A 25,182-nucleotide genomic window follows, 5' to 3' on the forward strand; every position below is an offset into this window, starting at 1 on the left:
TAGTGAGTTATTTTCATAAGCATATGAGTAAAAAGCATATGGGCGCAGTAAGCACAGTAATTCTCGATGGTGGCATGGGCCGTGAACTGCAACGCCGTGGCGCGCCGTTCCGTCAGCCGGAATGGTCGGCACTGGCCTTGAGCGAAGCGCCGCAAGCGGTGGAGGCGGTGCACGCGGCCTACATCGACAGTGGTGCCAATGTGATCACCAGCAACAGTTACGCGGTGGTGCCGTTCCACATTGGCGAAGCGCGGTTTGCCCAAGAAGGGCAGGCGCTCGCCGCCCTGGCCGGTGAGTTGGCGCGACGGGCGGTGCAGGTCTCCGGTAAAGCCGTGCAGGTAGCCGGCTCACTGCCACCGCTGTTTGGCTCTTATCGCCCAGATCTGTTCCAGGCCGAGCGCGTCAGTGAGTTGCTCACCCCCTTGGTGAACGGCCTGGCGCCGCATGTCGATCTGTGGCTGGCGGAAACCCAGAGCTCAATCGCTGAAGCGCGTGCGATCCATGCCGGGTTGCCGAAAGATGGCAAGCCGTTCTGGCTGTCGTTTACCTTGAAAGACGAAGACACCGACGAGGTGCCGCGCTTGCGCTCCGGCGAACCGGTGGCGGACGCAGCCGAGGCGGCGGCGCAACTGGGCGTGCAGGTATTGCTGTTCAACTGCAGCCAGCCGGAAGTGATCGGCGCGGCCATTGATGCGGCGCGGGCAACTTTCGAACGATTGGGTGTAGCGATTCAGATCGGCGCCTACGCCAACGCTTTCCCACCGCAACCCAAGGAAGCCACGGCCAACGATGGTCTGGACCCGTTGCGCGACGACCTCGACCCGCCCGGTTACTTGCAATGGGCGGCCGATTGGCAAGCGCGCGGCGCTAGCCATTTGGGTGGGTGCTGCGGCATCGGACCGGAGCATATTGCGGTGCTGGCCCAGAAGTTGGCTGGCTGAGCCTAAGTTCCGAGAGTCGCCACCCTCCAATGTGGGAGCTGGCTTGCCTGCGATGGCATCAACTGGTTTGCCTGATACACCGAGGTGTCTGTATCGCAGGCAAGCCAGCTCCCACACATGTGAGTATTAATCCCGACACTCTGTAAGTGTCTTCAACTGGCCCGAACCACTCTGGTTCGCCTCCGACAACCACGCCTCAAACCCGGCACCGACCTTCGGCCATTCCGAATCCAGGATCGAATACCACGCCGTATCGCGGTTCTGCCCCTTGACCACCATGTGCTGGCGGAACACCCCTTCAAAACTGAACCCCAAGCGCTCGGCTGCGTACTTGGACCGCGCGTTGCCGTTGTTGCACTTCCACTCCAGCCGACGGTAGCCCTGCTCGAACGCATATTTGGCCAGCAGGTACACCGCTTCGGTGCTTTTCGGCGAGCGCTGCATGGGTGCGCCGAAGGTGACGTGGCCGATTTCGATACGGCCTTGCGCCGGGACGATGGACATCAGGCTGAGGATGCCCTGAACCTGGCCCGTCGCACGGTCGATCACGCTGAAAAAGTACGGGTCGCTGTGGGCGGCGTGATTGTTCAACCATGCGTCGAAGGCACTGCGCTCGGTGAACGGGCCGTAGGGCAAGTAATCCCACAGCTTCGGATCGGCCCCTGGGCCGTCAAGGGCTTGCCACAGTTGATCGGCATGGCGCGCCGGGTCGAGCTTTTCCAGGTGGATAAAACGCCCTTCAAGCAGTTGCGCAGTCGGCGCCGGGACGCCTTTCCAATCAGCGAGGGAATTGATCATGCAGTGCTCCTTAAAGACCTTTGCGAAATTGGATGAAGCCTGGGCGTTCGGCGATGCGCTCATAGAGCTGGATCGCCGTGGCGTTGGTCTCATGGGTCAACCAGTGCACCTTGCAGCAGCCATCGGCCTTGGCGGTGGCGTAGACGAATTCGATCAGCTTGCGACCGACCCCCGTGCCACGTTGGGCTGGGTCAACCAGCAAGTCCTGCAGGTAGCAGGAGTTCTCGATGCTCCAGTTGGAGCGATGGTAGATGAAGTTGACCATGCCCACCGCCTTGCCGTCCTGCCAGGCCAGTGCCGAATGGGTCGGCTCGCTGGCGTCGATCAGGCGTTGCCAAGTGCTTTGGCTGACGGCGTCCGGCAATTCGGTGTTGTAGAACGCCAAGTAGGCCTGCCATAGCGGCAGCCAGGCGGCTTGGTCGGCGGCTGTGACCTGGCGAATGTCGATCAAGCTCATTCTGAAACTCCTTGGGGAATATAGCGGGCGAGGGTCTGGTCGCGTACATCGGCACTGGCGGCCAGGCCGTCACGGACACCGGCTATGTCGGCGGCGCTGCGGTTCTGGCTGAGCTTGCGTTTGCCCACCAGGCGCTCGATCGGCAAGGCAAAGCCGACGATGGCCTTGAGCATGCCGTCAATGTAGTCCGCCGGTGCGTCGCTGACACGCCAGGGTTGGGCGCGACCGCTCTCATGGCGGTCGGTGAGGGCGGTGACCACCTTGAGCAAGCGCTCGGCGTCGCTGAATACCGCAGGCGTGCCATAGGCGTGCACGGCGATGTAGTTCCAGGTCGGGACCACTTTGCCGTGCTCGGCCTTGGCGGGGTAAAACGCCGGGCTGATATAGGCGTCGGCACCGGCGAAGATCACCAGCGCTTCACCGCCATTTTGCAGCTCGCGCCATTGCGGGTTGGCCTTGGCCAGGTGACCGTACAGCGTGCCATTGGGCCCTTCATCGGGGTTGAGCAGCAAAGGCAAGTGGCTGGCTTGCAGGCCGTTTTCACCCACGGTTACCAACTGCGCCAGACGGGTGTGCTGGATCAGTTGCTGGATTTCGGGCAAGTCATCGAGAGCAAAGGCTCGGGGTGTGTACATGGAGATATTCCTTGGCGAATGCCTGCATCCTAGGCAGGCTATTGGTTCGTTGTAAGAGCCATCTCGCGCTATTTTCATAGGTCCAATATGCCGCCTGTTTCGCCACCGCTGTCCTTCAACCCCGCCGGTATCGAGCTGGACCGCCGCCAGGGCCTCACGCGCCAGCTTTATGAGGCCCTGCGCCAGCGGGTATTGGATGGGCGATTGGTCAGCGGCACGCGGTTGCCCGCAACCCGAGATTTGGCGACAGCCTTGTCGATTTCCCGCAACAGCGTGGTGCGCGCCTACGACCAGTTGTATGCCGAAGGGTTTATCGAGAGCCGGGTGGGTGATGGCACCTATGTTGCCCAATTGCCGATGCCCCAAAAACTATCCACAAAAGTATCCACAGGGTTGTCAACAGGCTTATCCCCAGGGTTATCCACAAAATGGGCAAATTTACCTGAGGATTTGGATGACGAAGTTATCCACAGTGCCGGGTTGGCTCGGGTAAAAGACCACCACCTGCCTCAGCCGCCTTCGGGGCCGCCTCGGGCATTTCGCGTGGGCGTACCCGCCTTCGATCTGTTCCCGTTTGAGGTATGGGCCAAGCTGAATGGGGCGTTCTGGCGCAAACCCGACCTGGAACAGCTGTGCTATGGCGACCCGGCAGGTGATGGCCGCCTGCGCGGTTTGATCGCCGCGTACCTGCGCAGCTCGCGTGGCATGCAATGCACGGCTGAACAAATTGTGATCACCAGCGGCGCACAGCAGGCCATCAGCCTTTGTGCACAGTTGCTGGTGGAGCCTGGGGATGGCGTGGCGGTGGAAAACCCTGGCTATCGCGCGGCCGGCCATGCATTCGCTTTGGCCGGCGGGCGATTGCACGGCGTGCCGGTGGACGGTGAGGGTATGGATTGCCAGGTGCTCAGTACCCTCAATGATTGCCGCGTGGCGTATGTCACGCCTTCCCATCAGTATCCGCTGGGCGTGGTGATGAGCCTGGCACGCCGCCTGGAATTGCTGGCCTGGGCCGAGCGTTCAGGCGGCTGGATCGTGGAGGACGATTACGACGGCGAGTACCGCTACAGCGGCGCGCCGCTGTCACCATTGGCCGCGCTGGATCGCAGTGGCCGCGTGCTGTACGTGGGCACCTTCGGCAAGGTGGCGTTCCCGGCGTTGCGCCTGGGTTACCTGGTGTTGCCACCGGGCCTGGTGCAAGCCTTCACCCGGCGCCGCGCGGTGGACGTGCGTCACTCCGAAATCAGCACCCAGGCGGTGATGGCCGAGTTCATGGCGGCGGGGCACTTCCAGCGCCACATTCGTCGGATGCGCCGTGCTGCGTTGAGCCGTCGCAATGCCTTGCTGGCCGGTTGGCCCGACGGGTTGCCCGGCGTCGGATCCTTGCCCAGCGTTGCGGCCGGGCTGCACATGACGGTACGCGTGGACAGCCTGGCACGTGAGCAGGTGTTGCTCACCCAAGCTCACGCCGCAGGGGTCGAAATCAATGGCTTGAGCGGCTATTGGTTGGCAGGCACCAGCCCACCACATGACCAGCGTGCCGGCCTGGTGATGGGGTTTGCCGCTGTGCCTGAAATGCAGATTGCGCAGGCGTTGGGGCGGTTGCGCCAGGCATGGCTGCCGTAGCGCGTGCCTCCCTGTTTAGTCGGTAGATAGAGGTAGCCCGGCGAGGCGGTGCTTACGTAGGACTACCGTCAAATCCACCGTGGGTTACTTCCCGGATTTGATCTTGGTCCAGGCCCTCGTCCTGGCACGTTCTGCTTTGCTGCCCAGCGGTTTGAGGGTGTAGAGCGTGGCCATGGCGGCTGTGGTCGGGTACAGGTTGGGGTTGTTGCGGATGGCCGGGTCGACCAGTTGAGTCGCGTCCTTGTTAGGGTTGGGGTAGCCGACGAAATCGCTGACCGGCGCGATGACGTTGGGTTGCAGAAGGTAGTTGATGAAGGTGTAGGCGTCCCCCGGGTTTTTAGCGCCTTTGGGAATGGCGAGCATGTCGAACCAGATCGGCGCGCCTTCCTTGGGCAAGCGCATGTCCACGGTCACGCCATTCTTGGCTTCCTTGGCGCGGTTGGCGGCTTGGGAAAAACTGCCGGAGTAGCCCACCGCCACGCAGATATCGCCATTGGCGATGTCCGCCATGTATTTGGAAGAGTGAAAGTAGGTGATGTACGGGCGGATCTTCATCAACAGCGCTTCGGCCTTGTCGTAGTCCTGGGGGTTGCTGCTGTTGGGGTCCAGGCCCAAGTGCTGCAACGCCAGGGGCAGGATCTCCGAGGGCGAGTCCAGCAGTGCGACGCCGCATTGCTTGAGCTTGCTGATGTTCTCTTCCTTGAAGATCAGGTCCCAGCTGTCCACGGGGGCGTTGTCGCCCAGGGCCGCCTTGACCTTGGCTGGGTTGAAGCCGATCAGGATGGTGCCGTACATGTAGGGCACGGCGTATTGATTGCCGGGGTCGTTGGCTTCGATCAGCTTCATCAGTTTGGGGTCAAGATGGTTCCAGTTCGGCAACTGGCTGCGGTCCAGGGGCTGGAACACACCGGCTTCGATCTGCTTGGCCAGGAACACGTTGGACGGCACCACCACGTCATAGCCGGAGTTGCCGGTGAGCAGTTTGGCTTCCAGGGCTTCGTTGGTGTCGAAGATGTCGTACACCAGCTTGATCGACGGGTGCTGGGCCTTGAAGTCTTCCAGCGCCTTGGGCGTGATGTAGTCGAACCAGTTGTAGACCTTCAGGGTTTTTTCTTCGGCCTGGGCTGCGCCGCTGACAACCACGGCGCACAGGGCGAGCGACTTGAGTATGTTCATTGGGCTGCTTCCTCGAAACCTTCCAGCACGTTGACGGCGTTGATACCGATTTCTTCCACCGCGTAGCCGCCCTCCATCACGAACAGCGTGGGTTTGCCCAGGCGGGCAATGCGTGCGCCCATGGTCAGGTAGTCCGGGCTGTCGAGCTTGAACTGCGAGATAGGGTCGTCCTTGAACGTGTCCACGCCCAGGGACACCACGATGATGTCGGCGGCGTAGCGCTCGATTTCGGCGCAGGCCTGTTCCAGCGCGGCGCTCCAGGCCTGCCAGCCGGACCCGGCCGGCAACGGATAGTTGAAATTGAAACCCGCGCCTTCGCCTTCGCCGTGCTCATCGGCATAACCGAGGAAGAACGGAAACTCTGCCTCCGGATGGCCGTGAATCGAGGTGAACAGCACGTCGCTGCGCGCATAAAAAATCGACTGCGTGCCGTTACCGTGGTGGTAGTCCACGTCGAGGATCGCAACCTTTTTGCAGCCTTGATCAAGGAATGCCTGGGCTGCGATGGCCGCGTTGTTGAGGTAGCAATAACCGCCCATCAAATCGCTGGCGGCGTGATGCCCCGGCGGGCGGCACAGCGCGAAGGCACTGTGGGCGCCTCGGGCGATAGCGGCCTGGGCGGTGAGGGCAACTTGTGCTGCGCTGTAGGCCGCTTGCCAGGTGCCGGCTGTAATCGGCGCACCACCGTCGAAGCTGTAATAGCCCAACTGGCCGTGCAGGCTGGTGGGCATCACGCGGCGCAACGTGCGCGCAGGCCAGGTGTAGGGCAACAGATCGCCGTCCTGGCCGTATTCGGTCCAGCGCTGCCAGGCGCCTTTGAAGAAGTCGAGGTAGTCGCGGCTGTGGATACGTTGCAACGGCGCCAGGCCGAAATCCAGCGGCGCTTGCACGGGCCCCAGCTCCCGCGCCTTGACCCGTTGCAGCACATGGTCGGCGCGCGAGGGCATTTCGAAGCAGGGCATCAGTTGCCCGTCCATCAGTTCACAGCGGCCATGGTGCAAATGATGATCGTCCGAGTAGATCGTCAGCATGTTGTTGTTCTCCGAAGGCTCTGGGGTATGCCTTGCAGTGTTGCCAGACGCCGGGTTTTGGAGAACGGCAGGAGCGGCCAAAAGGGGATCGATATGGCCAATGTGTCTGTCCGCTATTCGCCCCTTGCTAAGGCCTGAACTGACTCGGTGCCACACCGCTCCAGCGCACGAACGCATGCCGGAAGCTCGCGGTCTCGCTGAAGCCCAGTTGCTCGGCGATCCGGTAGATCGGCAGTTCATCCTCCCCCAGCAACTGTTTGGCGCGTTCGAAGCGTAGTTCGTCGAGCAACTCCTGATAGCTGCAGCCCAAATCATGCAAATGCCGGCGCAGGGTACGTGCTGAACAGTTCATCTGCCCTGCCAGTCCCTCCAGGCCCGGAGCGGCATTCAGTTGCGCGGCCAGTAACAGGCGCACACGCCCCAGCCAGGCCTGGCGACCGGTGAACTCGGCATTCTGCCGCCGGCAGCGTTCCACCATGGCGCAGTGGGTGACGGCGTCGGCCAGCGGCAGGGGTTGATCGAGCCAGTCACGGTCGAACGCAAAGGCATTGCTGGCGGCGCCAAATTGCAGCGGGCAGTCGAAGCGTTCGGCGTAGCGTGCTCGATAGTCGGGCGCTGGGTATTCAAAGCGCGCGCCGAGTAATGGCAGTGGTTGGCCGAGCAGATCGTCGCCGATGACTTTCAGCGAGAGCAGGCAGAACTCGACATTGAAGGCGTGCAGGGCTGGGTCTTCGCGATAGTCACTGGCGCTGAACCAGACACGCTGGCCGTCCTCCTCCAGGCTCAGTTCAAAAAGTGTTCCCAACAGCGCCGGGTAGCGCAGGGCCAGGCGCAAAGCGTCACCGAAGGTGGCACTGGTGAGCAGTGCATAACCGAGCATGCCGTAGGATGACACATGCATGCGCCGGCCCAGTTCCAAGCCGATACCCCGGCGCAACGCCACGGCGTTGGCGCATACGCGCATTTCCTGATGAGTGGTAATACGCGTATCGGCGCGGCCCAGGTCGGCGCTGCTGATGCCACTGCCGGCCAGCAGGGTTTGGCTGGGTATGCCGTCAGGCTTGAACGTCTCCAGTATCAGCGAGACCGCATTGAGGGTGGTCAGGTGTGAATGCAGCATGATCGATTCCAGCCTGGGTTTGCCAGGCTGGAGCAAGTTATGTGCCGTTGCGCGAGGGGGAGGTCAATAGACCTCTGGCGGGAAAAACAAGCGCTGGGCTTGCGTCAGGTTGATGGAGCTGCGGTAGTAGTTGAGTTGTTCCTCTGCGTTTAAGTCGGTGATCGTGTCAGCCACCTCTTTGAGCTGTTGTTCTGCTGGTGTTTTCAACCGTGCATGGAGAAATCTGTTAAGTGAAGCGTGGGCGCTCGAGTATTGGAAATGTGCATACCAGAGGGGTTTGCTGGTAGACAGATCAATGACGGCATACTCATCTTGATAGCTCCAAGTGGCGCCCTTGAGGGGCTGGCGGGTCGTGACCTTTTTGATCGCAATTTCGCGGTGGTTAATGAGCCAGTCGACATGGGCAATGGTGGGTGGCTGTTGCTTGATCAGCTTTGCCACGGTTTCAGTGGCTCGTGCGTAAAGTGCTTTTGTGGCAGCCTTGAGTCGTTTGCGCAGGTCTGCGCTGGATTGCTTGGTTTGTGCCGTGACTTTGGCTTTGATCAATGCCTCGTCAATATCTTGCTCGCTGCGCTCGAGCAACCAGGCGTGCTGGTGAAACATGTACTCGATGCCGATGGCCGTGCGCGAGGTATCGTTGGCTTGTTGGCTGGCGCGTTCTTGAAACTTCGGCAATTGGGCAAGTAGTTTCTCGCCCGCGGTGGTGGCGTCGTGGAGCGTGAGCGTTGCGGATGTGGCCTGTGCCGGGGGCGTTTCGATGTGTTCGACCCACATACCCGGAGTCTTCTCATGAAAGGTGGCCAGGACCTGGCCGGTTATCGGGGTCTTGATATCAACGAACCTTGATACGGTCCCTATGGGGTCCAAGCGCGGTTCGCCAATCAACACGCCGTTGTAGCGTGTCTGGATAAATTTTTTCAGCGGCCTGGGTAGCGCAGGGGGAGGGGTGGGCCTGATTCGCGTCAGTTTCTGTTCTTCGTGCAGAGGGACGAGTGCCGCCTTGGCGCGGTTGGCGAACCCTTGCAGCGATCGACTCAGGCGTTCCAGGGGTTGGGCCTGGATCTGTTCGGAGAACTCTTGAGAAAAGTCCTTCAAGCGCTCATCGATGAACTTGAACTGCTCCACTAGATTGCTCAAGGCATCGATACGCTCGTCCAGGCGGTATTCGCTTCGCTCATCCAGGGTGTCACGCAGGGTCTGTACCGCGACGTCGGCACTGTCGAGCGTGTCGTTGAGCATCTCCCAGGCATGGGGTTCGGTTGCGAGGGATTCAGGGGTCAGGCACAAGTGACGCGCCAACGTCACCTGCAGGGCCCTCAGATCGTCGCTCATATAGCGGGGCAGTTTGCGTTTGCTCTCCCTGATCACGTCGAATCCGGCCGGGCCGAATTTGCGTAGTTCGGTGAAGCGTGACTGAGCGTAATCCAGGCGCTTGATCATGCTGTCGCTCATCTCGACGATCTGTTGGTAGTCCGCGATATCGCTGGTATGAGGGGGCGGTGCATGGATTGGGAGCTGGTCCAGAACGGGCGAAAGTTTTGAAGTAAAGGGGACAAGTACTTCGTTTACCCCGGCTTCATTGAGCGCCAGTTGGGCCTGTAGATAGCCAATGGCTTTTACTTGGAATTCAGGCTCCGAGGTGAAGACGGCGATGGTCATCAGGTGTTGCCGTGCTTGTTCGTAGTCTTCCGATTGGCCATCGAGCGTGTCCAGGTAGGCCTGGCGTTTGGCTTGGGCACTGGTACTGGGGGCCTCGTCCATTGCTCTGCGGGTTTCTTGCAGTAGGTGCTGCTGGGTTTTCTTCGCGCTTTCAAACGCTTTCAATTTTCTGCGCGATGCGTCGGCTTCGGTGATCGCAAGGTCCTTGGCGGTATTTTTCAACCGATCGGTACTGGGTTTGCGCAGGCGCACCCGGTGGTCGACGGACCATTCGCCCTGAGCGTTGTGAATCAGTATGGGGCCGATGCGGTTGGCCTGGTTGGGGTCAATGACAACAATGTTTTTATCGTCGTCCACTTTTACCATGAACCAATCTTCGCCGACGGGAGCATAGTGTTGCTCTCCTGACTGATACAGGTATCGGTCAGCAGCCGGCTGGTCTATGACGGCGCCGAGGTCAGCGGGCTTTTCTGTTTTAAAGCTTTCAAGCATCGAGGTTTCCAGCGCTGGCGTGCGGTTGATTGCGCCGCTCGTGTTCAGCGCGATCTCGTGATCGGGAGGCGGGGCCAGCGAGGTTCGCTCAGGCAGTTGCTCGACGGTGAAGCTTATCGTGCTGGAGGGGCCCGGCGTTTCAGGCGCAAGCTCGGTCGTCTTGACTTTGGTGGGCTCGATCCTGGCCGGTTCGAACTTAGGTCTGCTGCGCTGTGCGCTGTGTAAAGTGATCGCCATACCCAGGTTAAGCAGCACATCGGTCAGCGCAGACCATTGTGCAGGCTTGTCGCCCTCCTCATGGGCCTGGGCAAAAGTTTCCAGCTGTTCGACGATTTGCCAGATCCACGCGCTAGTGCTTGCGACGCGCCCCATAAAGGGCAGTGCGGCATTGAAGAGCACCCAACCGGCCTGCTTTAGCGTGTCCCAGCGGCTTTCGGCATTCGATACCGATTGGCGGTCCGCCAGTTCAATCAGCGCTTTGGCGTTGCTTTCGAACAGCGTCTTGAACATATCCCCGTTGAGGCTCTCCTCACCAAGACTCACGGGACCGCTATAGGTCCATAGCTCGATGGGGTTTACCAGAAAGTCGGCGATGACCCACGGCGACGGCCAATGACTGGTAAAGACATAATTGGCGTAGTGGTTACGCACCGCGTCCGGTAGCCAGCTAATGACCGAATCGCGCAACGTGCGCGACTGGCTGATGGCATACAGCAAGTTTGCCGGTGATGGGTATTGCAGCAACGCGGGTTCAAACAACGGGCGGTATAGCAGGCAAGGGCCGTCTTGAGCATTTTCTGGGCCGATGATGTACATATTGGTGATGTCATCGTTGCCGTTGATGAGCCGGCGCTTGGGGTTGAAGCTCAGGCGTCGCACCATGATGGCTTTGCCGTCGACGTAATGGTCGCCGCTTTCAGGCTGCATCACAGCCACAACGTAGCGGTAGCCGCGCTCGTCAATCCCGCCCATGCGGCGAATCTTGTGCTGTAAGGCCAGCATCGGCAATTGGACTCGCAGGTGATCGCGGTACAGTTTTTTGCGACGTGACGCCTCGGCCGGGTCATCCAGCAGTTTGCTGCGGATCAATGCAGGGTACGTGACACCGATATTACAGCGGCTGATCAGTGTTTCGAGGTAAGCCACGGTTATCCGATCCGGTATGGATTGGCGGATGTCGCTCAGCAACGTTTTATTACCGGTGGGCAGTGCAATCAGGTTTTGCAGGGCCAGTTCGGCAAGGCTGAACGTGGTGGTTTCGAACTGCCCGGGCACGGTGAAAAGGCCCCATACCACCAGGCTCTTGACCTGGATTTTCAGCTTGTCGAGCTTCAGGTAATGCAGCGTCGGGTGGTCCTTGAGCAGCTCGATTTTCAACTGGTCCAAGGCGAACTGATGAATGCTGGGAATACCGTCATCGTAGGTCTTGCCGGCATTCAGGCTATTGAGCGAGGCCAAGTCCTTGAGGTGGCGTGAATAAAGCGACTGATCGCTGGCAGAGGCATCGGTCAGCCAGTCCGGCAGTTGGGTTTGATACCAGCCTGGGCCCGGCCCTTTGGCGATGGCTTTTTCTGCAGGCATCGGGAGTGTTTGCAGGGGCGGGTGTTTCGCGCTGGGCTGTTTGTAATCCCCGGTTTTGAGGTTTTCCACAGTCTCAAGTTGCAGGGCGATCAGCTTGCAGGCAGCGTGCTCGAAAAAATCGCCGTCAGGTTCATAAAGGCGCCACTCCAGGCGATCAAAAGCCTCCGGTTGCTCCAGGTGATCCTTCAACGAATCGCCTAGCTGTTGGTAGGTGTCGTATTTCTCGTATCCCTTGAAGGGTGAGTAACAGAGGATCAGGGTTTTGTCTTCGAGTTTGCCCTCGAGCACGGTCATGAATACTTGGTCGGTGTGCTGCGTCTTGGAACCTTTTACCAGGTCGGCATCAATCAGATAAGCGCGGCTGCCATAAGGGTTATTGCCTTGGCGAGCGGAGCGGGTGGGTGCATGAAACAGCGTTCGGGCCATCGTGCAGTCTTCGTCGGTCCAGGCATCGACGTGTTGCACATTCCAGGCCCCGCGCAGGCTCTGGGTGAGTGTTTGCCAGCGAGGACCGTTGCCGTTGCTCTGGTTCCAGAACGTTACCAACTGTTCCTGAAAGGCCCGGTAGACCACCGGCGCCAGGGTATTGATAAGATTGGCGATTTCGACAATACGCACGGGTAAATGAAGCGGGGGGGTGGTCAACGGCTTCAGGGTCAGGAAGTGATTGCCCTCGACGCACAGCGTCGGCACCTTGAGGATGGCCTGCCGGGCCAGGATGCTGCTCAAGGTTTCATAGCGTGTTGGCCCTGGCACGATCTGGTCATCGATGAGCTCCCAGGTGGGAGTGCCCATCAGTGTCATGGCCGGGTCGATGTCCAGGTCTGGGTATTTCTCCAGTAAAGACTGGCGCAGCAGTTCGCGAGCTGCTTCACGAAACGAAGGTCCGACGGACAGTTGAGTGGCCAGTTTGTGTGTTTCAGTGTCTGGAGGCGTTTGCTGCGAGGGTGTGGAGTTGGAGGTTGTCATGCGGGCATCCCTGTCTTGCCGATCAATGGAAAAAGCCGAGAGCAGGCTCGGGTTTTCCATGTTAGGTATCAGCAAGCAGGGAATAGCAGTGCTTATGTAGGGCTGTCTTGGGCGTTCAAGTTGGGTTGGTATGCAGGTCCAACTCTACCAGGCGCCGCACTTCCTCGACGGCAAGGCCGGCACCGAGCAGGGCGTGCAACTTGCCGAACGCGGCTTCGCGGGTCATGCCTGCGCCGGACAACACGCCGGCGCCTCGCAAGCGGCTGCCGGCTTCGTAGACATCCAGCTCTACACCGCCTTCATGGCATTGAGTGATGGCGACCACCACCACACCTTGATCCTGCGCACGCTGCAAGCTGGCGAGGAACTGCGGATTATCGCTCGGCCCGGTGCCGCTGCCGAAGCACTCCAGCACCAAGCCCTGAATGCCGCTGCTGATGATTGCGTCTAGCTGTGCAGCGTCGAAACCGGGTATCAGCGGCAGTACGCCGACGTTCGCCAAGGCTTTGGGCTGACGGTAATCCAGCGCTGCCGGCAGGGTTTCGGCACGGGCGAAGTCATCCTTGCGTTGCAAGGCCGCAAACGGATTGCGCCCAAAACTGCGAATCTTCGCGCAGCGGGTCGGTGCCATCAGCGCGCCGTGGAAGTACAGGTGCACACCCGGCTCCAACCCTTCGGCCAAGGCTGTCAACGCACCGCTGACGTTTTCCCAGGCATCGCTGTCGGGCACACCGGCGGGCAGCATCGAACCGGTGAACACCACCGGTGCCGGCAGGCCCAGCAGTTGGAAGCTCATGGCCGCCGCGCTGTAGGCCAGGGTGTCGGTGCCGTGCAGGATCAGCACGGCATCGCAGCCGGCGTCTACCGCCTCGACCACGGCGCTGCGCAGGCGCTGCCAGTAAGCGGGGTTCATGTTGGCGCTGTCGATCAGTGGTGACATTTCCCGGAAGCGCCACGCGGGCAGGTCTGCGTCGGCGAACTGTTCACGCATGCGTACTTCAAAACCAGACGCGGGTGCCAGGCCATTGGCGCTGGCCTGCATGCCAATGGTGCCGCCGGTATAGAGCACCATCACGTTATTAGCTGATTGCATCGAAAATCTCCTGAACGAAAAACGCCGCCGGGCCCAGAGCATGCCCAAGGCCGGGCGGCGTGTCATCTAGCCGTGATTAACGTTGCGCTTGAGCGCTCAGTTCAACTGCCGGGGCCGCTTCGGTTTTCACCGGGTTGGCCGGCCAGGCCTTGCGGTCCAGGTCCAGGTCGGGGAACTGGCTGGAATCGAACACCGGGGTCTTGATACCCGCCGCGCGCTGGTTGTCGTAGTCGTTGAGGATGCGCATGGCAATCTTGAACAGGAACGCCAGGGCGAACAGGTTGACGAACGCGAGCATGGTCATGGTGATGTCGGCGAAGGCAAACACCGTGCTCAAGTTCTCGATGGAGCCCCAGAAAATCAGCACCAGCACCAAAGCGCGATAACCCATCAGCACCTTGCGGTTGTTGCCGACCAGGAAGCGCAGGTTGCTCTCGCCCAAGTAGTAGTTGTACATGATCGACGTGAACACGAACAACGCCAGGGCCACCGAGATGAACATGCGGCCCCAGTCACCCACTACTGCCGCCAGGGAGTTCTGGGTCAGGGCAATGCCGTCGCCTTCAAAGCCTGGGGTGTAGAAACCCGACAGCAGGATCAGCAACGCAGTACAGGTGCAGATCACGAAGGTGTCGAGGAACACGCTGAACGCTTGCACCACGCCTTGGGCGATAGGGTGTTCTACCGACGCCACTGCCGCCACGTTAGGCGCACTGCCCAAGCCTGCTTCGTTGGCGAACACGCCGCGCTTTACACCCATGATGATCGCGCTGCCCACCAGGCCACCGAAGGCTTGGTCGAGGCCGAACGCGCTCTTGACGATGGTCGCGAGCATGGCCGGTACGTGGTCGAATTGCAGCACGATCACGTACAGGGTCACGGCGATGTAGACCAGGGTCTTGACCGGCACCAGCAGGTCGGCGATCGAGGCGATACGCTTGATCCCGCCGATGAACACCAGGCCCAGCAACACCGCCAGCGCGAGGCCGGTGTAGGTGGTGTCGAGCCCGAAGGCGTTGTTCAGCGAGTGGGTGACAGCGTGTGCTTGCAGGCCGTTGAAGGCAAAGCCGAAGGTCACCAGCAGCAGGAACGCCATGACCATCCCCAGCCAGCGCTTGTGCAGGCCGTGCTGGATGTAATACGCCGGGCCGCCACGGTAGGTGCCTTCAGCGTCGGTGCGCTTGTACAACTGGCCGAGGGAGCACTCGATAAAGCTCGAAGACATGCCCACCAGCGCGGTGACCCACATCCAGAACACGGCACCCGGGCCACCCAACGTCACGGCAATGCCGACACCGGCGATGTTACCGGCACCCACGCGGCCGGCCAGGCTGAGCATCAGCGCCTGGAACGAGCTGAGTTGGCCGGCGCTGCTCTTGAGGCTGTCTTTAAACACCGAGAACATGTGGAAAAAGTGACGCAACTGCACGAAACGCGAGCGGATCGTGAAATAACCGCCGAGCCCGACTATGAGCACGATCAGTACTTTCCCTGAGAGGAAGTCGTTGATGACTTCGAGCATGGAGTGTTCCTCGCTGATTTTTCTAATGGCAAACGCAGGACGGTCCGACGCATCGCTCGGCACCAGGCAGTGCACGACGCTCGATCCCCATCCTTTTGCGGGTGTTGTTATTCATGCGCTTTCGCGTGGTTCCCGGGCCTCGTTACCGACAGCCGCAGACGCGAAGAGGGGCGGCACTATACCTAGGCGAGCGTGATCCGTCTGCACGGGGCGATTAAAGGTTTCAGCGCGGTCGCGGAAGGGGAGGAAGGTTTGCGGTGCGATATTAGATTTTTTATGGGCGTCATGGAGCAACCTCAAGGCAAAAAAAAGGGCCTGAAGAACGAGCCTTCAGGCCCTCAAAAGGTGAGAGGTGTCTAGTCCCTCAACCTGGTGAGCGGTGCAACAAACGCTTAGGCCTTCAGCGGGACCAAGCGTGGAGCGATCATGTTTTCCGGGCGCAGGATGTCGTCGAGCATGGCGTCGTCGAGCAAGCCTTCTTCACGCACCAGTTCCAGCACGCCGCGCCCGCTTTCAAGAGCGATACGCGCAATGCGGGTGGCGTTTTCATAGCCGATGTACGGGTTCAGCGCGGTGACCAGGCCGATGGAATGCTCCACCAGTTCGCGGCAGCGTGCTTCGTTGGCGGTGATGCCGACGATGCAGTGCTCGCGCAGCATGTCCATGGCGCGTTGCAGCAGGCGGATCGAGTCGAAGATCTTGAAGGCGATCAGCGGCTCCATCACGTTCAACTGCAATTGTCCGCCTTCGGCTGCCATGGTCAGGGCCAGGTCGTTACCGATCACCTGGAATGCCACCTGGTTAACCGCTTCCGGAATCACCGGGTTGACCTTGCCGGGCATGATCGAGCTGCCTGGCTGGCGTGCCGGCAGGTTGATCTCGTTGATGCCGGTGCGTGGGCCGCTGGACAGCAGGCGCAAGTCGTTGCAGATCTTGGACAGCTTCACGGCGGTACGCTTGAGCATGCCGGAGAACAGTACAAAGGCGCCCATGTCGGAGGTGGCTTCGATCAAGTCGGCCGCCGGTACCAGCGGCTGGCCGCTGATGGTGGCCAGGCGTTGTACGGCCAGGGCCTGGTAACGTGGGTCGGCGTTGATGCCGGTGCCGATGGCGGTGCCGCCCAGGTTCACTTCGGTGAGCAGCTCCGGTGCCAGGGTCTTCAGGCGCGCCAGGTCTTCGCCCAGGGTAGTGGCGAAAGCGCGGAATTCCTGGCCGAGGGTCATCGGCACGGCGTCTTGTAACTGGGTGCGGCCCATTTTCAGCACATGGCTGAACTCGGCGCCTTTGGCGGCGAACGCCTGGATCAGGCTGTCGAGGCTGGCCAGCAGCGCGTCATGGCCCAACAGCAGACCCAGGCGGATCGCGGTCGGGTAGGCGTCGTTGGTCGACTGCGCCATGTTCACGTCGTTGTTGGGGTGCAGGTACTGGTATTCGCCCTTCTGGTGACCCATGGCCTCCAGCGCGATGTTGGCGATGACTTCGTTGGCATTCATGTTGGTTGAAGTGCCGGCGCCGCCTTGAATCATGTCCACCACGAACTCTTCGTGGAAATCGCCGCGGATCAGACGAGCACAGGCTTCGCTGATGGCAGCGTGCTTGGCTTCGCTGAGCTGGCCCAACTCGCGGTTGGCGTCAGCGGCCGCTTGCTTGACCATTGCCAGACCGACCACCAATTTCGGGTAATGCGAAATCGGAACGCCCGAGAGGCGGAAGTTATTCACCGCTCGCAGGGTCTGGATGCCGTAATACGCTTGAGCCGGTACTTCGAGTACGCCAAGCAGGTCTTTTTCGGTACGGAATGATGCAGCAGAGGACATGACGGAAATCATCTCAATATGGACCCGGAACTGGCCGGAACGCTGCGAATGCTAGGCTTGTAGAACTTTTTGGGCCAATGCTGTTAAACACTGGCCTATGCACAAACGGCATAATGTGGATGTGACCCGGTTATCTTGGCGGGCGTGTGTGCCAAAATGGTGCATTCCGTGGGAGGCAGTGATGAACCTTGAGAGCAAGTGGTTGGAAGACTTCAGCGCCCTGGCGGCGACGCGTAGTTTTTCCCAGGCGGCTGAGCGGCGCTTTGTCACCCAGCCGGCGTTCAGTCGGCGTATCCGCAGCCTGGAAGCCGCGTTGGGCCTGACGCTGGTCAACCGTTCGCGTACACCGGTGGAGTTGACGGCGGCGGGGCAGTTGTTCCTGGTTACGGCGCGCACAGTGGTCGAACAGCTCGGTGAAGTCCTGCGCCATTTGCATCACCTGGAAGGCGGGCAGGGCGAAGTCATGCAAGTGGCGGCCGCCCACTCCCTGGCCTTGGGGTTCTTCCCGCGCTGGATCGCGCAGTTGCGCAACGAGGGCTTGAATATCGCCACGCGGCTGGTGGCCACCAACGTCGGCGACGCCGTGCACGCCCTGCGCGAAGGCGGTTGCGACCTGATGCTGGCGTTCTACGACCCGGACGCGGCGATGCAAATGGACGCCGAGATTTTCCCGTCGCTGCATCTGGGCAACACCGAAATGCTCCCGGTGTGCGCCGCCGATGCCGAGGGCAAGCCGCTGTTCGACCTGGAGGGCGAGGGCAGCGTGCCGCTGCTGGCCTACAGCGCCGGCGCGTTCCTTGGCCGCTCGGTGAATTTGCTGCTGCGCCAGAGGGCTCTGCGCTTTACTACCATCTATGAAACCGCCATGGCCGACAGCCTCAAGAGCATGGCGCTCGAAGGCTTGGGGATCGCCTGGGTACCGCAGTTGAGCGTACGTGCAGAGTTGGCGCGCGGCGAACTGGTGGTGTGCGGCGGGCCGCAATGGCATGTGCCGCTGGAGATTCGCTTGTATCGCTGCGCGTTGGTGCGCAAGGCGAATGTGCGGTTGTTGTGGAGGAAGCTGGAAGGTGGGGCAGCGCAAAGCGCTTGAGCCCAGCGCAGAACACATGTGGGAGCTGGCTTGCCTGCGATAGCGGTGTGTCAGCCAACCTATTTGGCTCTGATCCACTGCTATCGCAGGCAAGCCAGCTCCCACAGGATTTCGTGGTGTATTCGCTGACTCTTAAGTCAATAAAACCGCCACTTTGCGCCGCTAGACAGATGGTCATCCCAGGGGCTGTTTATCTGGATTATTACGGTATACTGCGCGGCCTTCGGCCGGTCCAAACCGGCCTTAATTCGTACACCAAGCCACGCTGGATTTCCCGCGTGGCTTGTTGTTTTTTGACGCGCCTGCGGGCGCCCAGAGAGAAGAGGCACGACGATGAGTGCATTGGTTGGCGTGATCATGGGCTCCAAGTCCGATTGGTCCACCCTTAGCCACACCGCCGATATGCTGGAAAAACTCGGCATTCCGTACGAAGTGAAGGTGGTCTCCGCCCACCGCACCCCGGATTTGCTGTTCCAGTATGCCGATGAAGCAGAATCCCGTGGCATCGAGGTGATCATCGCCGGTGCCGGCGGCGCCGCGCACTTGCCTGGCATGTGCGCGGCCAAGACTCACCTGCCCGTGCTTGGCGTGCCGGTGCAGTCGTCGATGCTCTCGGGCGTGGATTCGCTGTTGTCCATCGTGCAGATGCCGGCTGGCATTCCGGTGGCAACCCTGGCAATCGGCAAGGCCGGCGCGATCAACGCAGCCTTGCTGTCCGCCAGCATCCTGGGCGCCAAGCACCCGCAGTTTCATGCGGTGCTGAAAAAATTCCGTGCTGAGCAGACAGACAGCGTGCTGGACAATCCAGACCCACGCATCGCCTGAGGTTGTTGACGATGAAAATCGGTGTAATCGGTGGCGGCCAACTGGGCCGCATGCTGGCTTTGGCGGGTACGCCGCTGGGGATGAACTTCGCTTTCCTGGACCCGGCGCCGGACGCCTGCGCTGCGGCCCTGGGTGAACACCTGCGCGCTGACTACAGCGACCCGGACCACCTGCGCCAACTGGCCGATGAAGTCGACCTGGTGACCTTCGAATTCGAAAGCGTCCCGGCCGAAACCGTGGCCTTCCTGTCGCAGTTCGTGCCGGTGTACCCGAGCGCCGAAGCCTTGCGTATCGCTCGCGACCGCTGGTTCGAAAAGAGCATGTTCAAGGACCTGGGCATTCCGACGCCGGCCTTCGCCGACATCCAGTCCCAGGCGGACCTGGACGCGGCGGTCGCCAGCATCGGCCTGCCGGCGGTGTTGAAAACCCGCACCCTGGGCTACGACGGCAAGGGCCAGAAAGTCCTGCGCACCGCGGCCGATGTGGTCGGCACTTTTGCCGAGCTGGGCAGCGTTGCCTGCCTGCTGGAAGGCTTCGTGCCGTTCACTGGCGAAGTCTCGCTGATTGCCGTACGCGCCCGTGATGGCGAAACCCGCTTTTACCCGTTGGTGCACAACACTCACGTCAACGGCATCCTGAAAGTGTCGGTAGCCAGCACTGACCACCCGCTGCAGGCCCTGGCCGAAGACTATTCCAGCCATGTGCTCAAGCAGCTGGATTATGTCGGCGTGATGGCGTTCGAGTTCTTTGAAGTCGACGGTGGCCTCAAGGCCAACGAAATCGCCCCACGCGTGCACAACTCCGGGCACTGGACCACCGAAGGCGCCGAGTGCAGCCAGTTCGAAAACCACCTGCGGGCGGTGGCGGGCTTGCCGTTGGGCTCCACGGCCAAGGTCGGCGAGAGCGCCATGCTCAACTTCATCGGCTCTGTACCGCCGGTGGAGCGTGTGATGGCGATCGACGATTGTCACGTGCATCACTACGGCAAGGCCTTCAAGGCCGGGCGCAAGGTCGGCCACGTCAACCTGCGTTGCAAGGATCGTGCGACGCTGCAGGCGCAGATCCTCAAGGTTGAAGCGCTGATCGCCGAACAATAAGCCTGGCCACGGCGGGAACCATTGGGGTTCTGCGTCTCTCTGATTGCAGGATGCCAAAGCCTGACTAGGCTTTGGCATGACTCATACCAATCAGAGGGAAATGCCATGGGTATCATCGGAACCATCTTTATCGGCTTGATCGTCGGCCTCCTGGCGCGCTTCCTCAAGCCTGGCGACGACAGCATGGGCTGGATCATGACCATCCTGCTGGGTATCGCCGGTTCCCTGGCCGCGACCTACGGCGGTCAGGCCCTGGGGATCTACCAGGCAGGCCAGGGCGCAGGTTTCATCGGCGCGCTTGTGGGTGCCATCGTGTTGCTGGTGATCTACGGCCTGATCAAAAAGAAGTAATCAGCCGACAAAGTCCTCTGCGCTGCGCAGGCGCAGAGGGCTAGAATGCTCGGCACTTGTATTTGCCGAGCCTCTCCATGCGCCGTCTTCTGTTAACGCTTCTTCTGCTGGGCTCTGGCCTGGCGCACGCTGGCGAACTGCCGGAAACCGACTGGCTCGACCTGATGCCGCTGTCGGATCAGAAAGCTCTCGAAGCCATGCCCGAGATCGACCATAACTCTCCCGAAGCTCAAGGCACGTTCACCGAAAAGGGTGGCTTGAAGCAGAGCAAGGGCCTGCCTGCGGTGATGTATTCCACCAAGACCGTCGCAGCCATGAACGGCAAGAATATCCGCATTGGCGGCTATCCGGTGCCGCTTGAAACGGACGCCAAGGGCCGCAGCACATTGTTCTTCCTGGTGCCTTACCCGGGCGCCTGCATACACGTGCCACCACCGCCGCCTAATCAACTGGTGCTGGTGCGCTATCCCAAGGGGTTGAAGCTGGATGATATCTACACGCCGCTGTGGGTCACGGGCACGTTGAAGGTGGAGAAGGTCAATAACGACTTGGCAGACGCCGCGTATGCGCTGGAGGCCGGGAAGGTGCGGGTGGTGAAGGAGTCTGATCTCTAAAGCTCAGAGCATAACCCCTGTGGGAGCTGGCTTGCCTGCGATAGCAGCGCCTCGGTGTTCCTGATACACCCAGTTGCCTGCATCGCAGGCAAGCCAGCTCCCACATTTGATTGGGTTTACAAGGCCAGTGCTGTGATGCTCACGCCTAGAGTGTGGCTTTCGCCGGGCGCCAGGTTCACCACATCGTCCAGCACGTTGGCCGTCTCGATGCACAACATACCCTGCCAGCCGTCATCGGCCATATCGTCGAAAGCCTTGGCGCGTTCAGTCCAGGGGTTCCAGACCACGGTGGATTTCGAGCCTTCGCTGGTGAGCTGGATACGGCGCTGCCAATCGCTATCGACGATGTTCAACTGGGCCGGCGTATTCAGGTAAATGCGGTCTGTTTCGGCGCTGAAGTGCAGCAGCCCGGCTTGCTGTTTCTCGGCCCACCCGTCGGCGGTATCGATGTAGGCCACGCCATCCAGGCCCTCGACCTGCACCTTGCGCACATCGCTCACGGCGAAATAGGTGTGCAATGCCTGGCTGAGGGTCACGGTGTCGGCGCCGCGGTTGTGGCTGGTCAGGCGGATGTGCAGTTGGTCATCCAACAGCAGGCTCAGCGTCAGGTCTACCTGATGGGGCCAGCCCGGAAAGCCGCCCGCCGGCACCGGCAATACCAGGTCCACTCGCAGCGTCTGGCCGTCGAGTTCGGTGGTGGCCAGTTCCCAGCGGGTGGTGCGCACAAAACCGTGGGCGCCGGCAGGCTGATCGCTCTGGCGCATGGCTTTGACGCTTTGCGGGTTGCGGTCGAACACCCCGAACCACGGCCAGCACACCGGTACGCCAGTACGAATGCCTTTGCCCTGCTTGAACACGGCCTCAGGGTTCGGCCAGATCAGCGGCTGTTCGCCCTCGCGCTGGTAACTGAAGATATGCGCACCCTGTTGGGCCACCATCAACTCGGCACCGTTGTGGCGGATGCGCCAGCAGTCCAGCTCGTCGATTTTTACCGTCTCAACGTGGGGCGTAGGCATGACAAAGCTCTCTTAGTGGCAGGCAATGGGGCAATTGACCGTTAAAACCCGGTGAGGTTTAACGCGCCCGTGACGGTACCGAGCGCGTGCGGCCGCTGCCATCGATGGCGACGAACACGAATACGGCTTCGGTCACCTTGCGCCATTCGCTGGACAACGGATCGTCGCTCCACACTTCGACCATCATCTGGATCGAGCTGCGGCCGATTTCCAGGGCCTGGGTATAGAAGGAAAGCTGCGCACCCACGGCCACCGGCACCAGGAACGCCATGCGATCAATGGCCACGGTGGCCACGCGCCCACCGGCGACCTTGCTGGCCATTGCCGTGCCGGCCAGGTCCATCTGCGCGACCAGCCAGCCGCCGAAGATATCGCCAAAACCGTTGGTTTCACGCGGAAGCGCGGTGATTTGCAGGGCGAGATCGCCTTGCGGGATAGGATCTTCTTGTTCGAGTTCGATCATGCCGAGGGTGCCTCTGACCCGTGACGCTTCATGGGTATTTCAAGTGGATAGCCGTCTTCTCAGAAAAACGTTTCAGCACCAACATACACCGCTCGATGCGTTTCTCGTAAGGCGAACTAAAGGGAAACTCTGCCAAATCGGCTGGATGGTACCCAACAGCGTTTTGGCACAGCAGCCCCTCAAGACAGCGGGTCTGGCGCTTGCACCGGCGAGTATATCGAGACCCTGGCGCCACGACGACCTTCCGACGCTCATTTGGTCGGTAAATAGACGCTGTATCGGGGCTTTTGCGCGCAACTGTGCTCCTGGCGCTGTGCTTTTTCAGGCGATTTGCTATCTTGCCAAACCCGCCGCAAGTCACGGGCGTGCAGTCCTTTACGATGATTACTATAAGAGAAGCCTTGCCATGTCCTCCGTGCCCGCAAGCAGTGCGCAACCCTCGCGCCCGCTGACCCGCAACGACTACAAAACCCTGTCGCTGTCTGCCTTGGGTGGAGCGCTGGAGTTCTACGACTTCATCATCTTTGTGTTTTTCGCCACCGTGGTCGGGAAACTGTTCTTCCCTGTCGACATGCCCGAATGGCTGCGCATGATGCAGACCTTCGGCATCTTCGCCGCCGGCTACCTGGCGCGCCCCTTGGGCGGCATCATCATGGCGCACTTTGGTGACCTGCTGGGGCGCAAGAAAATGTTCACGCTGAGCATCTTCATGATGGCCGTGCCCACCCTGATCATGGGCTTGCTTCCGACCTACGCGCAGATCGGCCTGTGGGCGCCGGTCCTGTTGCTGCTGATGCGCATCATCCAGGGCGCGGCGATTGGCGGCGAAGTACCGGGCGCCTGGGTGTTCGTCTCCGAGCACGTGCCGCCGCGCCACATCGGCTATGCCTGCGGCACCCTGACCAGCGGCCTCACCGCCGGTATTCTGCTGGGCTCGTTGGTGGCTACCGCCATCAATAGCGCCTATACACCGGAACAGGTCTCTGATTACGCCTGGCGGATTCCTTTCCTGCTCGGCGGCGTATTCGGCCTGCTGTCGGTGTATCTGCGTCGTTGGCTGCATGAAACCCCGATCTTCGCCGAGATGCAGCAACGCAAGAGCCTGGCCGCTGAACTGCCCTTGCGCGCCGTGTTGCGCGATCACCGTGGCGCCATTGTGCTGTCGATGCTGCTGACCTGGCTATTGTCGGCCGGCGTGGTGGTAGTCATCCTTATGACCCCGACCGTGCTGCAAACCATCTATCACTTCAGCCCTACGGTTGCGCTGCAAGCCAATAGTCTGGCGATCGTGACCCTGAGCCTGGGTTGCATCGCCGCAGGTGCGCTGGCCGACCGTTTTGGTGCCGGTCGCGTGCTGGTCACCGGTTGCGCACTGCTGCTGGCGACCTCCTGGACGCTGTATCACAGCCTGATGGCCCACCCGGACTGGCTGTTCCCGTTGTATGCCCTGACCGGCTTGTTTGTCGGCACCATCGGCGTGGTGCCCTACGTGATGGTCAAAGCTTTCCCGCCGGTGGTGCGCTTCAGCGGTCTGTCGTTCTCCTACAACGTTGCTTATGCCGTGTTCGGCGGGTTGACGCCATTGGCGGTGTCGCTGCTGATGAAGGAGAGCCCGATGGGCCCGGCTTACTATGTGGCCGTCCTGTGTGTGATGGGGATGCTGGTGGGCGGGTATCTGTGGAAACGCGGTCGCTGAAGCCTGCACATTCAGATAGTGGCCTTTCATCTAATTGTCATATTTCAGACATAGAGTGTTCACACGGCCTGCCGATACTTGGCCCCGATCCAATTATCCCTATCTGCTAGGAGCAAGGCATGAAACTGAAACGTTTGATGGCGGCAATGACTTTTGTCGCTGCTGGCGTTGCGACCGCCAACGCGGTGGCCGCTGGTGTTGATCCGGCAATCCCGGCTTACGTCAAGACCACTGGTGTGTCGGGCAACCTGTCCAGCGTCGGTTCCGATACCCTGGCTAACCTGATGACCCTGTGGGCCGAGGGTTACAAAAAGGAATACCCGAACGTCAACATCCAGATTCAAGCTGCCGGCTCTGCCACTGCGCCACCTGCGTTGACTGAAGGCACCTCCAACCTGGGCCCGATGAGCCGCAAGATGAAGGACACCGAACTGGCGGCCTTCGAGCAGAAGTACGGCTACAAGCCAACGGCAATCCCGGTTGCCGTGGATGCCCTGGCGGTATTTGTGCACAAGGACAACCCGATCCAGCACCTGACCATGGAACAGGTCGATGCGATCTTCTCGTCGACGCGTCTGTGCGGCGCCAAAGCCGATGTGAAAACCTGGGGTGACCTGGGCGTGACCGGCGACCTGGCCAACAAGCCAGTGCAACTGTTCGGGCGGAACTCGGTATCCGGCACCTACGGCTACTTCAAGGAAGAAGCCCTGTGCAAAGGCGACTACAAGCCAAACGTGAACGAACAACCGGGCTCGGCTTCGGTCGTGCAGTCGATCAGCTCCTCGCTGAACGGCATCGGTTACTCGGGCATCGGCTACAAGACCGCCAGCGTGAAGACCGTGCCATTGGCCAAGAAAGGCAGCACTGACTACATCGAAGACTCCGAAGAAAACGCCCTGAACGGCAAGTATCCGCTGTCGCGTTTCCTCTACGTGTATGTCAACAAAGCCCCGAACAAGCCACTGGCGCCGCTGGAAGCTGAGTTCGTGAAACTAGTGCTGTCCAAGCAGGGCCAGGAAGTAGTGGTCAAAGACGGCTACATCCCACTGCCAGCCAAAGTCGCCGCCAAGGCCCTGGCTGACCTGGGTCTGAAAGAAGGCAACTAAGCCTGCG

The 25,182-nt window shown here is 60.6% G+C and carries 21 protein-coding genes; 9 read left to right on the forward strand and 12 right to left on the reverse strand.

Annotated elements, in window-relative coordinates; all coding sequences use genetic code 11:
* The first annotated feature begins 38 nt into the window (after positions 1–38).
* On the forward strand, positions 39–941 hold the full coding sequence (locus tag GIV26_RS07740; RefSeq protein WP_236279993.1) for a homocysteine S-methyltransferase family protein: 903 nt from the start codon (positions 39–41) through the stop codon (positions 939–941).
* 126 nt (positions 942–1,067) lie between these two features.
* Here the strand turns inward: GIV26_RS07740 and GIV26_RS07745 are convergent, their stop codons facing one another.
* From GIV26_RS07745 to GIV26_RS07755, 3 genes are read right to left on the reverse strand one after another with little or no spacing between them, the layout of a single operon-like run.
* The gene (locus GIV26_RS07745; protein ID WP_034129143.1) at positions 1,068–1,739 is read right to left on the reverse strand and encodes a GNAT family N-acetyltransferase; all 672 of its coding nucleotides are present in this window, start codon (positions 1,737–1,739) and stop codon (positions 1,068–1,070) included.
* Positions 1,740–1,749: 10 nt separating this feature from the next.
* Positions 1,750–2,196: a GNAT family N-acetyltransferase gene (locus tag GIV26_RS07750; protein WP_054896072.1), complete on the reverse strand. Its 447-nt coding sequence runs from the start codon at positions 2,194–2,196 to the stop codon at positions 1,750–1,752.
* On the reverse strand, positions 2,193–2,831 hold the full coding sequence (locus GIV26_RS07755) for an FMN-binding negative transcriptional regulator (RefSeq protein ID WP_236279995.1): 639 nt from the start codon (positions 2,829–2,831) through the stop codon (positions 2,193–2,195). Before GIV26_RS07755 ends, GIV26_RS07750 begins: the two co-directional genes overlap by 4 nt.
* An 87-nt stretch (positions 2,832–2,918) precedes the next feature.
* Between GIV26_RS07755 and pdxR the strand changes: the two genes are divergently transcribed.
* Positions 2,919–4,457, forward strand: coding sequence for a MocR-like pyridoxine biosynthesis transcription factor PdxR (pdxR, locus tag GIV26_RS07760; protein WP_236279997.1), 1,539 nt, complete (start codon positions 2,919–2,921; stop codon positions 4,455–4,457).
* A gap of 84 nt (positions 4,458–4,541) precedes the next feature.
* Here the strand turns inward: pdxR and GIV26_RS07765 are convergent, their stop codons facing one another.
* From GIV26_RS07765 to aspA, 7 genes are all read right to left on the reverse strand, one after another.
* On the reverse strand, positions 4,542–5,633 hold the full coding sequence (locus GIV26_RS07765) for a polyamine ABC transporter substrate-binding protein (RefSeq protein ID WP_096143032.1): 1,092 nt from the start codon (positions 5,631–5,633) through the stop codon (positions 4,542–4,544).
* A complete protein-coding gene (locus GIV26_RS07770; protein WP_096143033.1) occupies positions 5,630–6,664 on the reverse strand; it encodes a histone deacetylase family protein in 1,035 nt (344 codons plus the stop codon). The genes GIV26_RS07765 and GIV26_RS07770 overlap by 4 nt, the downstream gene beginning before the upstream one ends.
* Before the next feature lie 127 nt (positions 6,665–6,791).
* Complete coding sequence (locus GIV26_RS07775) at positions 6,792–7,784, reverse strand: AraC family transcriptional regulator (protein ID WP_054896067.1); 993 nt, start codon at positions 7,782–7,784, stop codon at positions 6,792–6,794.
* 63 nt (positions 7,785–7,847) lie between these two features.
* Positions 7,848–12,485, reverse strand: a complete 4,638-nt coding sequence (locus GIV26_RS07780) for a hypothetical protein (RefSeq protein WP_236279999.1) — start codon at positions 12,483–12,485, stop codon at positions 7,848–7,850.
* Positions 12,486–12,600: 115 nt separating this feature from the next.
* Complete coding sequence (locus tag GIV26_RS07785; protein WP_054896065.1) at positions 12,601–13,578, reverse strand: asparaginase; 978 nt, start codon at positions 13,576–13,578, stop codon at positions 12,601–12,603.
* A 76-nt stretch (positions 13,579–13,654) separates the two neighbouring features.
* A complete protein-coding gene (locus tag GIV26_RS07790) occupies positions 13,655–15,100 on the reverse strand; it encodes an alanine/glycine:cation symporter family protein (protein ID WP_054916993.1) in 1,446 nt (481 codons plus the stop codon).
* Between the two features lie 392 nt (positions 15,101–15,492).
* Positions 15,493–16,917 (reverse strand): aspartate ammonia-lyase, encoded by a 1,425-nt coding sequence (gene aspA / locus GIV26_RS07795; protein WP_003195657.1) that lies wholly within the window; start codon positions 16,915–16,917, stop codon positions 15,493–15,495.
* Positions 16,918–17,098: 181 nt separating this feature from the next.
* Between aspA and GIV26_RS07800 the strand changes: the two genes are divergently transcribed.
* From GIV26_RS07800 to GIV26_RS07820, 5 genes are all read left to right on the forward strand, one after another.
* Positions 17,099–18,007 carry a LysR substrate-binding domain-containing protein gene (locus GIV26_RS07800; protein ID WP_019818139.1) on the forward strand — a complete coding sequence of 303 codons (909 nt, stop codon included), beginning with the start codon at positions 17,099–17,101 and terminating at the stop codon, positions 18,005–18,007.
* 333 nt (positions 18,008–18,340) lie between these two features.
* Entirely contained in the window at positions 18,341–18,832 is a 492-nt protein-coding gene (purE, locus tag GIV26_RS07805; RefSeq protein ID WP_003195648.1) for a 5-(carboxyamino)imidazole ribonucleotide mutase, read from the forward strand.
* Positions 18,833–18,843: 11 nt separating this feature from the next.
* Entirely contained in the window at positions 18,844–19,929 is a 1,086-nt protein-coding gene (locus GIV26_RS07810; RefSeq protein WP_236280001.1) for a 5-(carboxyamino)imidazole ribonucleotide synthase, read from the forward strand.
* Positions 19,930–20,034: 105 nt separating this feature from the next.
* On the forward strand, positions 20,035–20,280 hold the full coding sequence (locus GIV26_RS07815; RefSeq protein WP_005792540.1) for a GlsB/YeaQ/YmgE family stress response membrane protein: 246 nt from the start codon (positions 20,035–20,037) through the stop codon (positions 20,278–20,280).
* A 77-nt stretch (positions 20,281–20,357) separates the two neighbouring features.
* Positions 20,358–20,894, forward strand: a complete 537-nt coding sequence (locus tag GIV26_RS07820; RefSeq protein WP_003195640.1) for a DUF3299 domain-containing protein — start codon at positions 20,358–20,360, stop codon at positions 20,892–20,894.
* Between the two features lie 116 nt (positions 20,895–21,010).
* Here the strand turns inward: GIV26_RS07820 and GIV26_RS07825 are convergent, their stop codons facing one another.
* Both GIV26_RS07825 and GIV26_RS07830 read right to left on the reverse strand, forming a co-directional pair.
* Positions 21,011–21,910 carry a D-hexose-6-phosphate mutarotase gene (locus GIV26_RS07825; RefSeq protein ID WP_236280003.1) on the reverse strand — a complete coding sequence of 300 codons (900 nt, stop codon included), beginning with the start codon at positions 21,908–21,910 and terminating at the stop codon, positions 21,011–21,013.
* A gap of 58 nt (positions 21,911–21,968) precedes the next feature.
* Positions 21,969–22,373 carry an acyl-CoA thioesterase gene (locus GIV26_RS07830; protein WP_003176975.1) on the reverse strand — a complete coding sequence of 135 codons (405 nt, stop codon included), beginning with the start codon at positions 22,371–22,373 and terminating at the stop codon, positions 21,969–21,971.
* 406 nt (positions 22,374–22,779) lie between these two features.
* On the opposite strand from GIV26_RS07830, the gene GIV26_RS07835 reads away from it, so the two are divergent.
* Both GIV26_RS07835 and GIV26_RS07840 read left to right on the forward strand, forming a co-directional pair.
* Positions 22,780–24,069 carry an MFS transporter gene (locus GIV26_RS07835; RefSeq protein WP_014720517.1) on the forward strand — a complete coding sequence of 430 codons (1,290 nt, stop codon included), beginning with the start codon at positions 22,780–22,782 and terminating at the stop codon, positions 24,067–24,069.
* A gap of 119 nt (positions 24,070–24,188) precedes the next feature.
* The gene (locus GIV26_RS07840) at positions 24,189–25,175 is read left to right on the forward strand and encodes a phosphate ABC transporter substrate-binding protein PstS (RefSeq protein ID WP_003195633.1); all 987 of its coding nucleotides are present in this window, start codon (positions 24,189–24,191) and stop codon (positions 25,173–25,175) included.
* The last annotated feature ends 7 nt before the right edge of the window (positions 25,176–25,182 follow it).

The sequence above is a fragment of the Pseudomonas sp. PA-1-3F genome (assembly GCF_021609665.1).
GTDB classification, from domain to species: domain Bacteria; phylum Pseudomonadota; class Gammaproteobacteria; order Pseudomonadales; family Pseudomonadaceae; genus Aquipseudomonas; species Aquipseudomonas paracarnis.

Coding starts and splice junctions, on each gene's coding strand:
- GIV26_RS07740 (WP_236279993.1), top strand. CDS start 39: ATGGGCGCAGTAAGCACAGTAATTCTCGATGGTGGCATGGGCCGTGAA.
- GIV26_RS07745 (WP_034129143.1), bottom strand. CDS start 1,739: ATGATCAATTCCCTCGCTGATTGGAAAGGCGTCCCGGCGCCGACTGCG.
- GIV26_RS07750 (WP_054896072.1), bottom strand. CDS start 2,196: ATGAGCTTGATCGACATTCGCCAGGTCACAGCCGCCGACCAAGCCGCC.
- GIV26_RS07755 (WP_236279995.1), bottom strand. CDS start 2,831: ATGTACACACCCCGAGCCTTTGCTCTCGATGACTTGCCCGAAATCCAG.
- pdxR (WP_236279997.1), top strand. CDS start 2,919: ATGCCGCCTGTTTCGCCACCGCTGTCCTTCAACCCCGCCGGTATCGAG.
- GIV26_RS07765 (WP_096143032.1), bottom strand. CDS start 5,633: ATGAACATACTCAAGTCGCTCGCCCTGTGCGCCGTGGTTGTCAGCGGC.
- GIV26_RS07770 (WP_096143033.1), bottom strand. CDS start 6,664: ATGCTGACGATCTACTCGGACGATCATCATTTGCACCATGGCCGCTGT.
- GIV26_RS07775 (WP_054896067.1), bottom strand. CDS start 7,784: ATGCTGCATTCACACCTGACCACCCTCAATGCGGTCTCGCTGATACTG.
- GIV26_RS07780 (WP_236279999.1), bottom strand. CDS start 12,485: ATGACAACCTCCAACTCCACACCCTCGCAGCAAACGCCTCCAGACACT.
- GIV26_RS07785 (WP_054896065.1), bottom strand. CDS start 13,578: ATGCAATCAGCTAATAACGTGATGGTGCTCTATACCGGCGGCACCATT.
- GIV26_RS07790 (WP_054916993.1), bottom strand. CDS start 15,100: ATGCTCGAAGTCATCAACGACTTCCTCTCAGGGAAAGTACTGATCGTG.
- aspA (WP_003195657.1), bottom strand. CDS start 16,917: ATGTCCTCTGCTGCATCATTCCGTACCGAAAAAGACCTGCTTGGCGTA.
- GIV26_RS07800 (WP_019818139.1), top strand. CDS start 17,099: ATGAACCTTGAGAGCAAGTGGTTGGAAGACTTCAGCGCCCTGGCGGCG.
- purE (WP_003195648.1), top strand. CDS start 18,341: ATGAGTGCATTGGTTGGCGTGATCATGGGCTCCAAGTCCGATTGGTCC.
- GIV26_RS07810 (WP_236280001.1), top strand. CDS start 18,844: ATGAAAATCGGTGTAATCGGTGGCGGCCAACTGGGCCGCATGCTGGCT.
- GIV26_RS07815 (WP_005792540.1), top strand. CDS start 20,035: ATGGGTATCATCGGAACCATCTTTATCGGCTTGATCGTCGGCCTCCTG.
- GIV26_RS07820 (WP_003195640.1), top strand. CDS start 20,358: ATGCGCCGTCTTCTGTTAACGCTTCTTCTGCTGGGCTCTGGCCTGGCG.
- GIV26_RS07825 (WP_236280003.1), bottom strand. CDS start 21,910: ATGCCTACGCCCCACGTTGAGACGGTAAAAATCGACGAGCTGGACTGC.
- GIV26_RS07830 (WP_003176975.1), bottom strand. CDS start 22,373: ATGATCGAACTCGAACAAGAAGATCCTATCCCGCAAGGCGATCTCGCC.
- GIV26_RS07835 (WP_014720517.1), top strand. CDS start 22,780: ATGTCCTCCGTGCCCGCAAGCAGTGCGCAACCCTCGCGCCCGCTGACC.
- GIV26_RS07840 (WP_003195633.1), top strand. CDS start 24,189: ATGAAACTGAAACGTTTGATGGCGGCAATGACTTTTGTCGCTGCTGGC.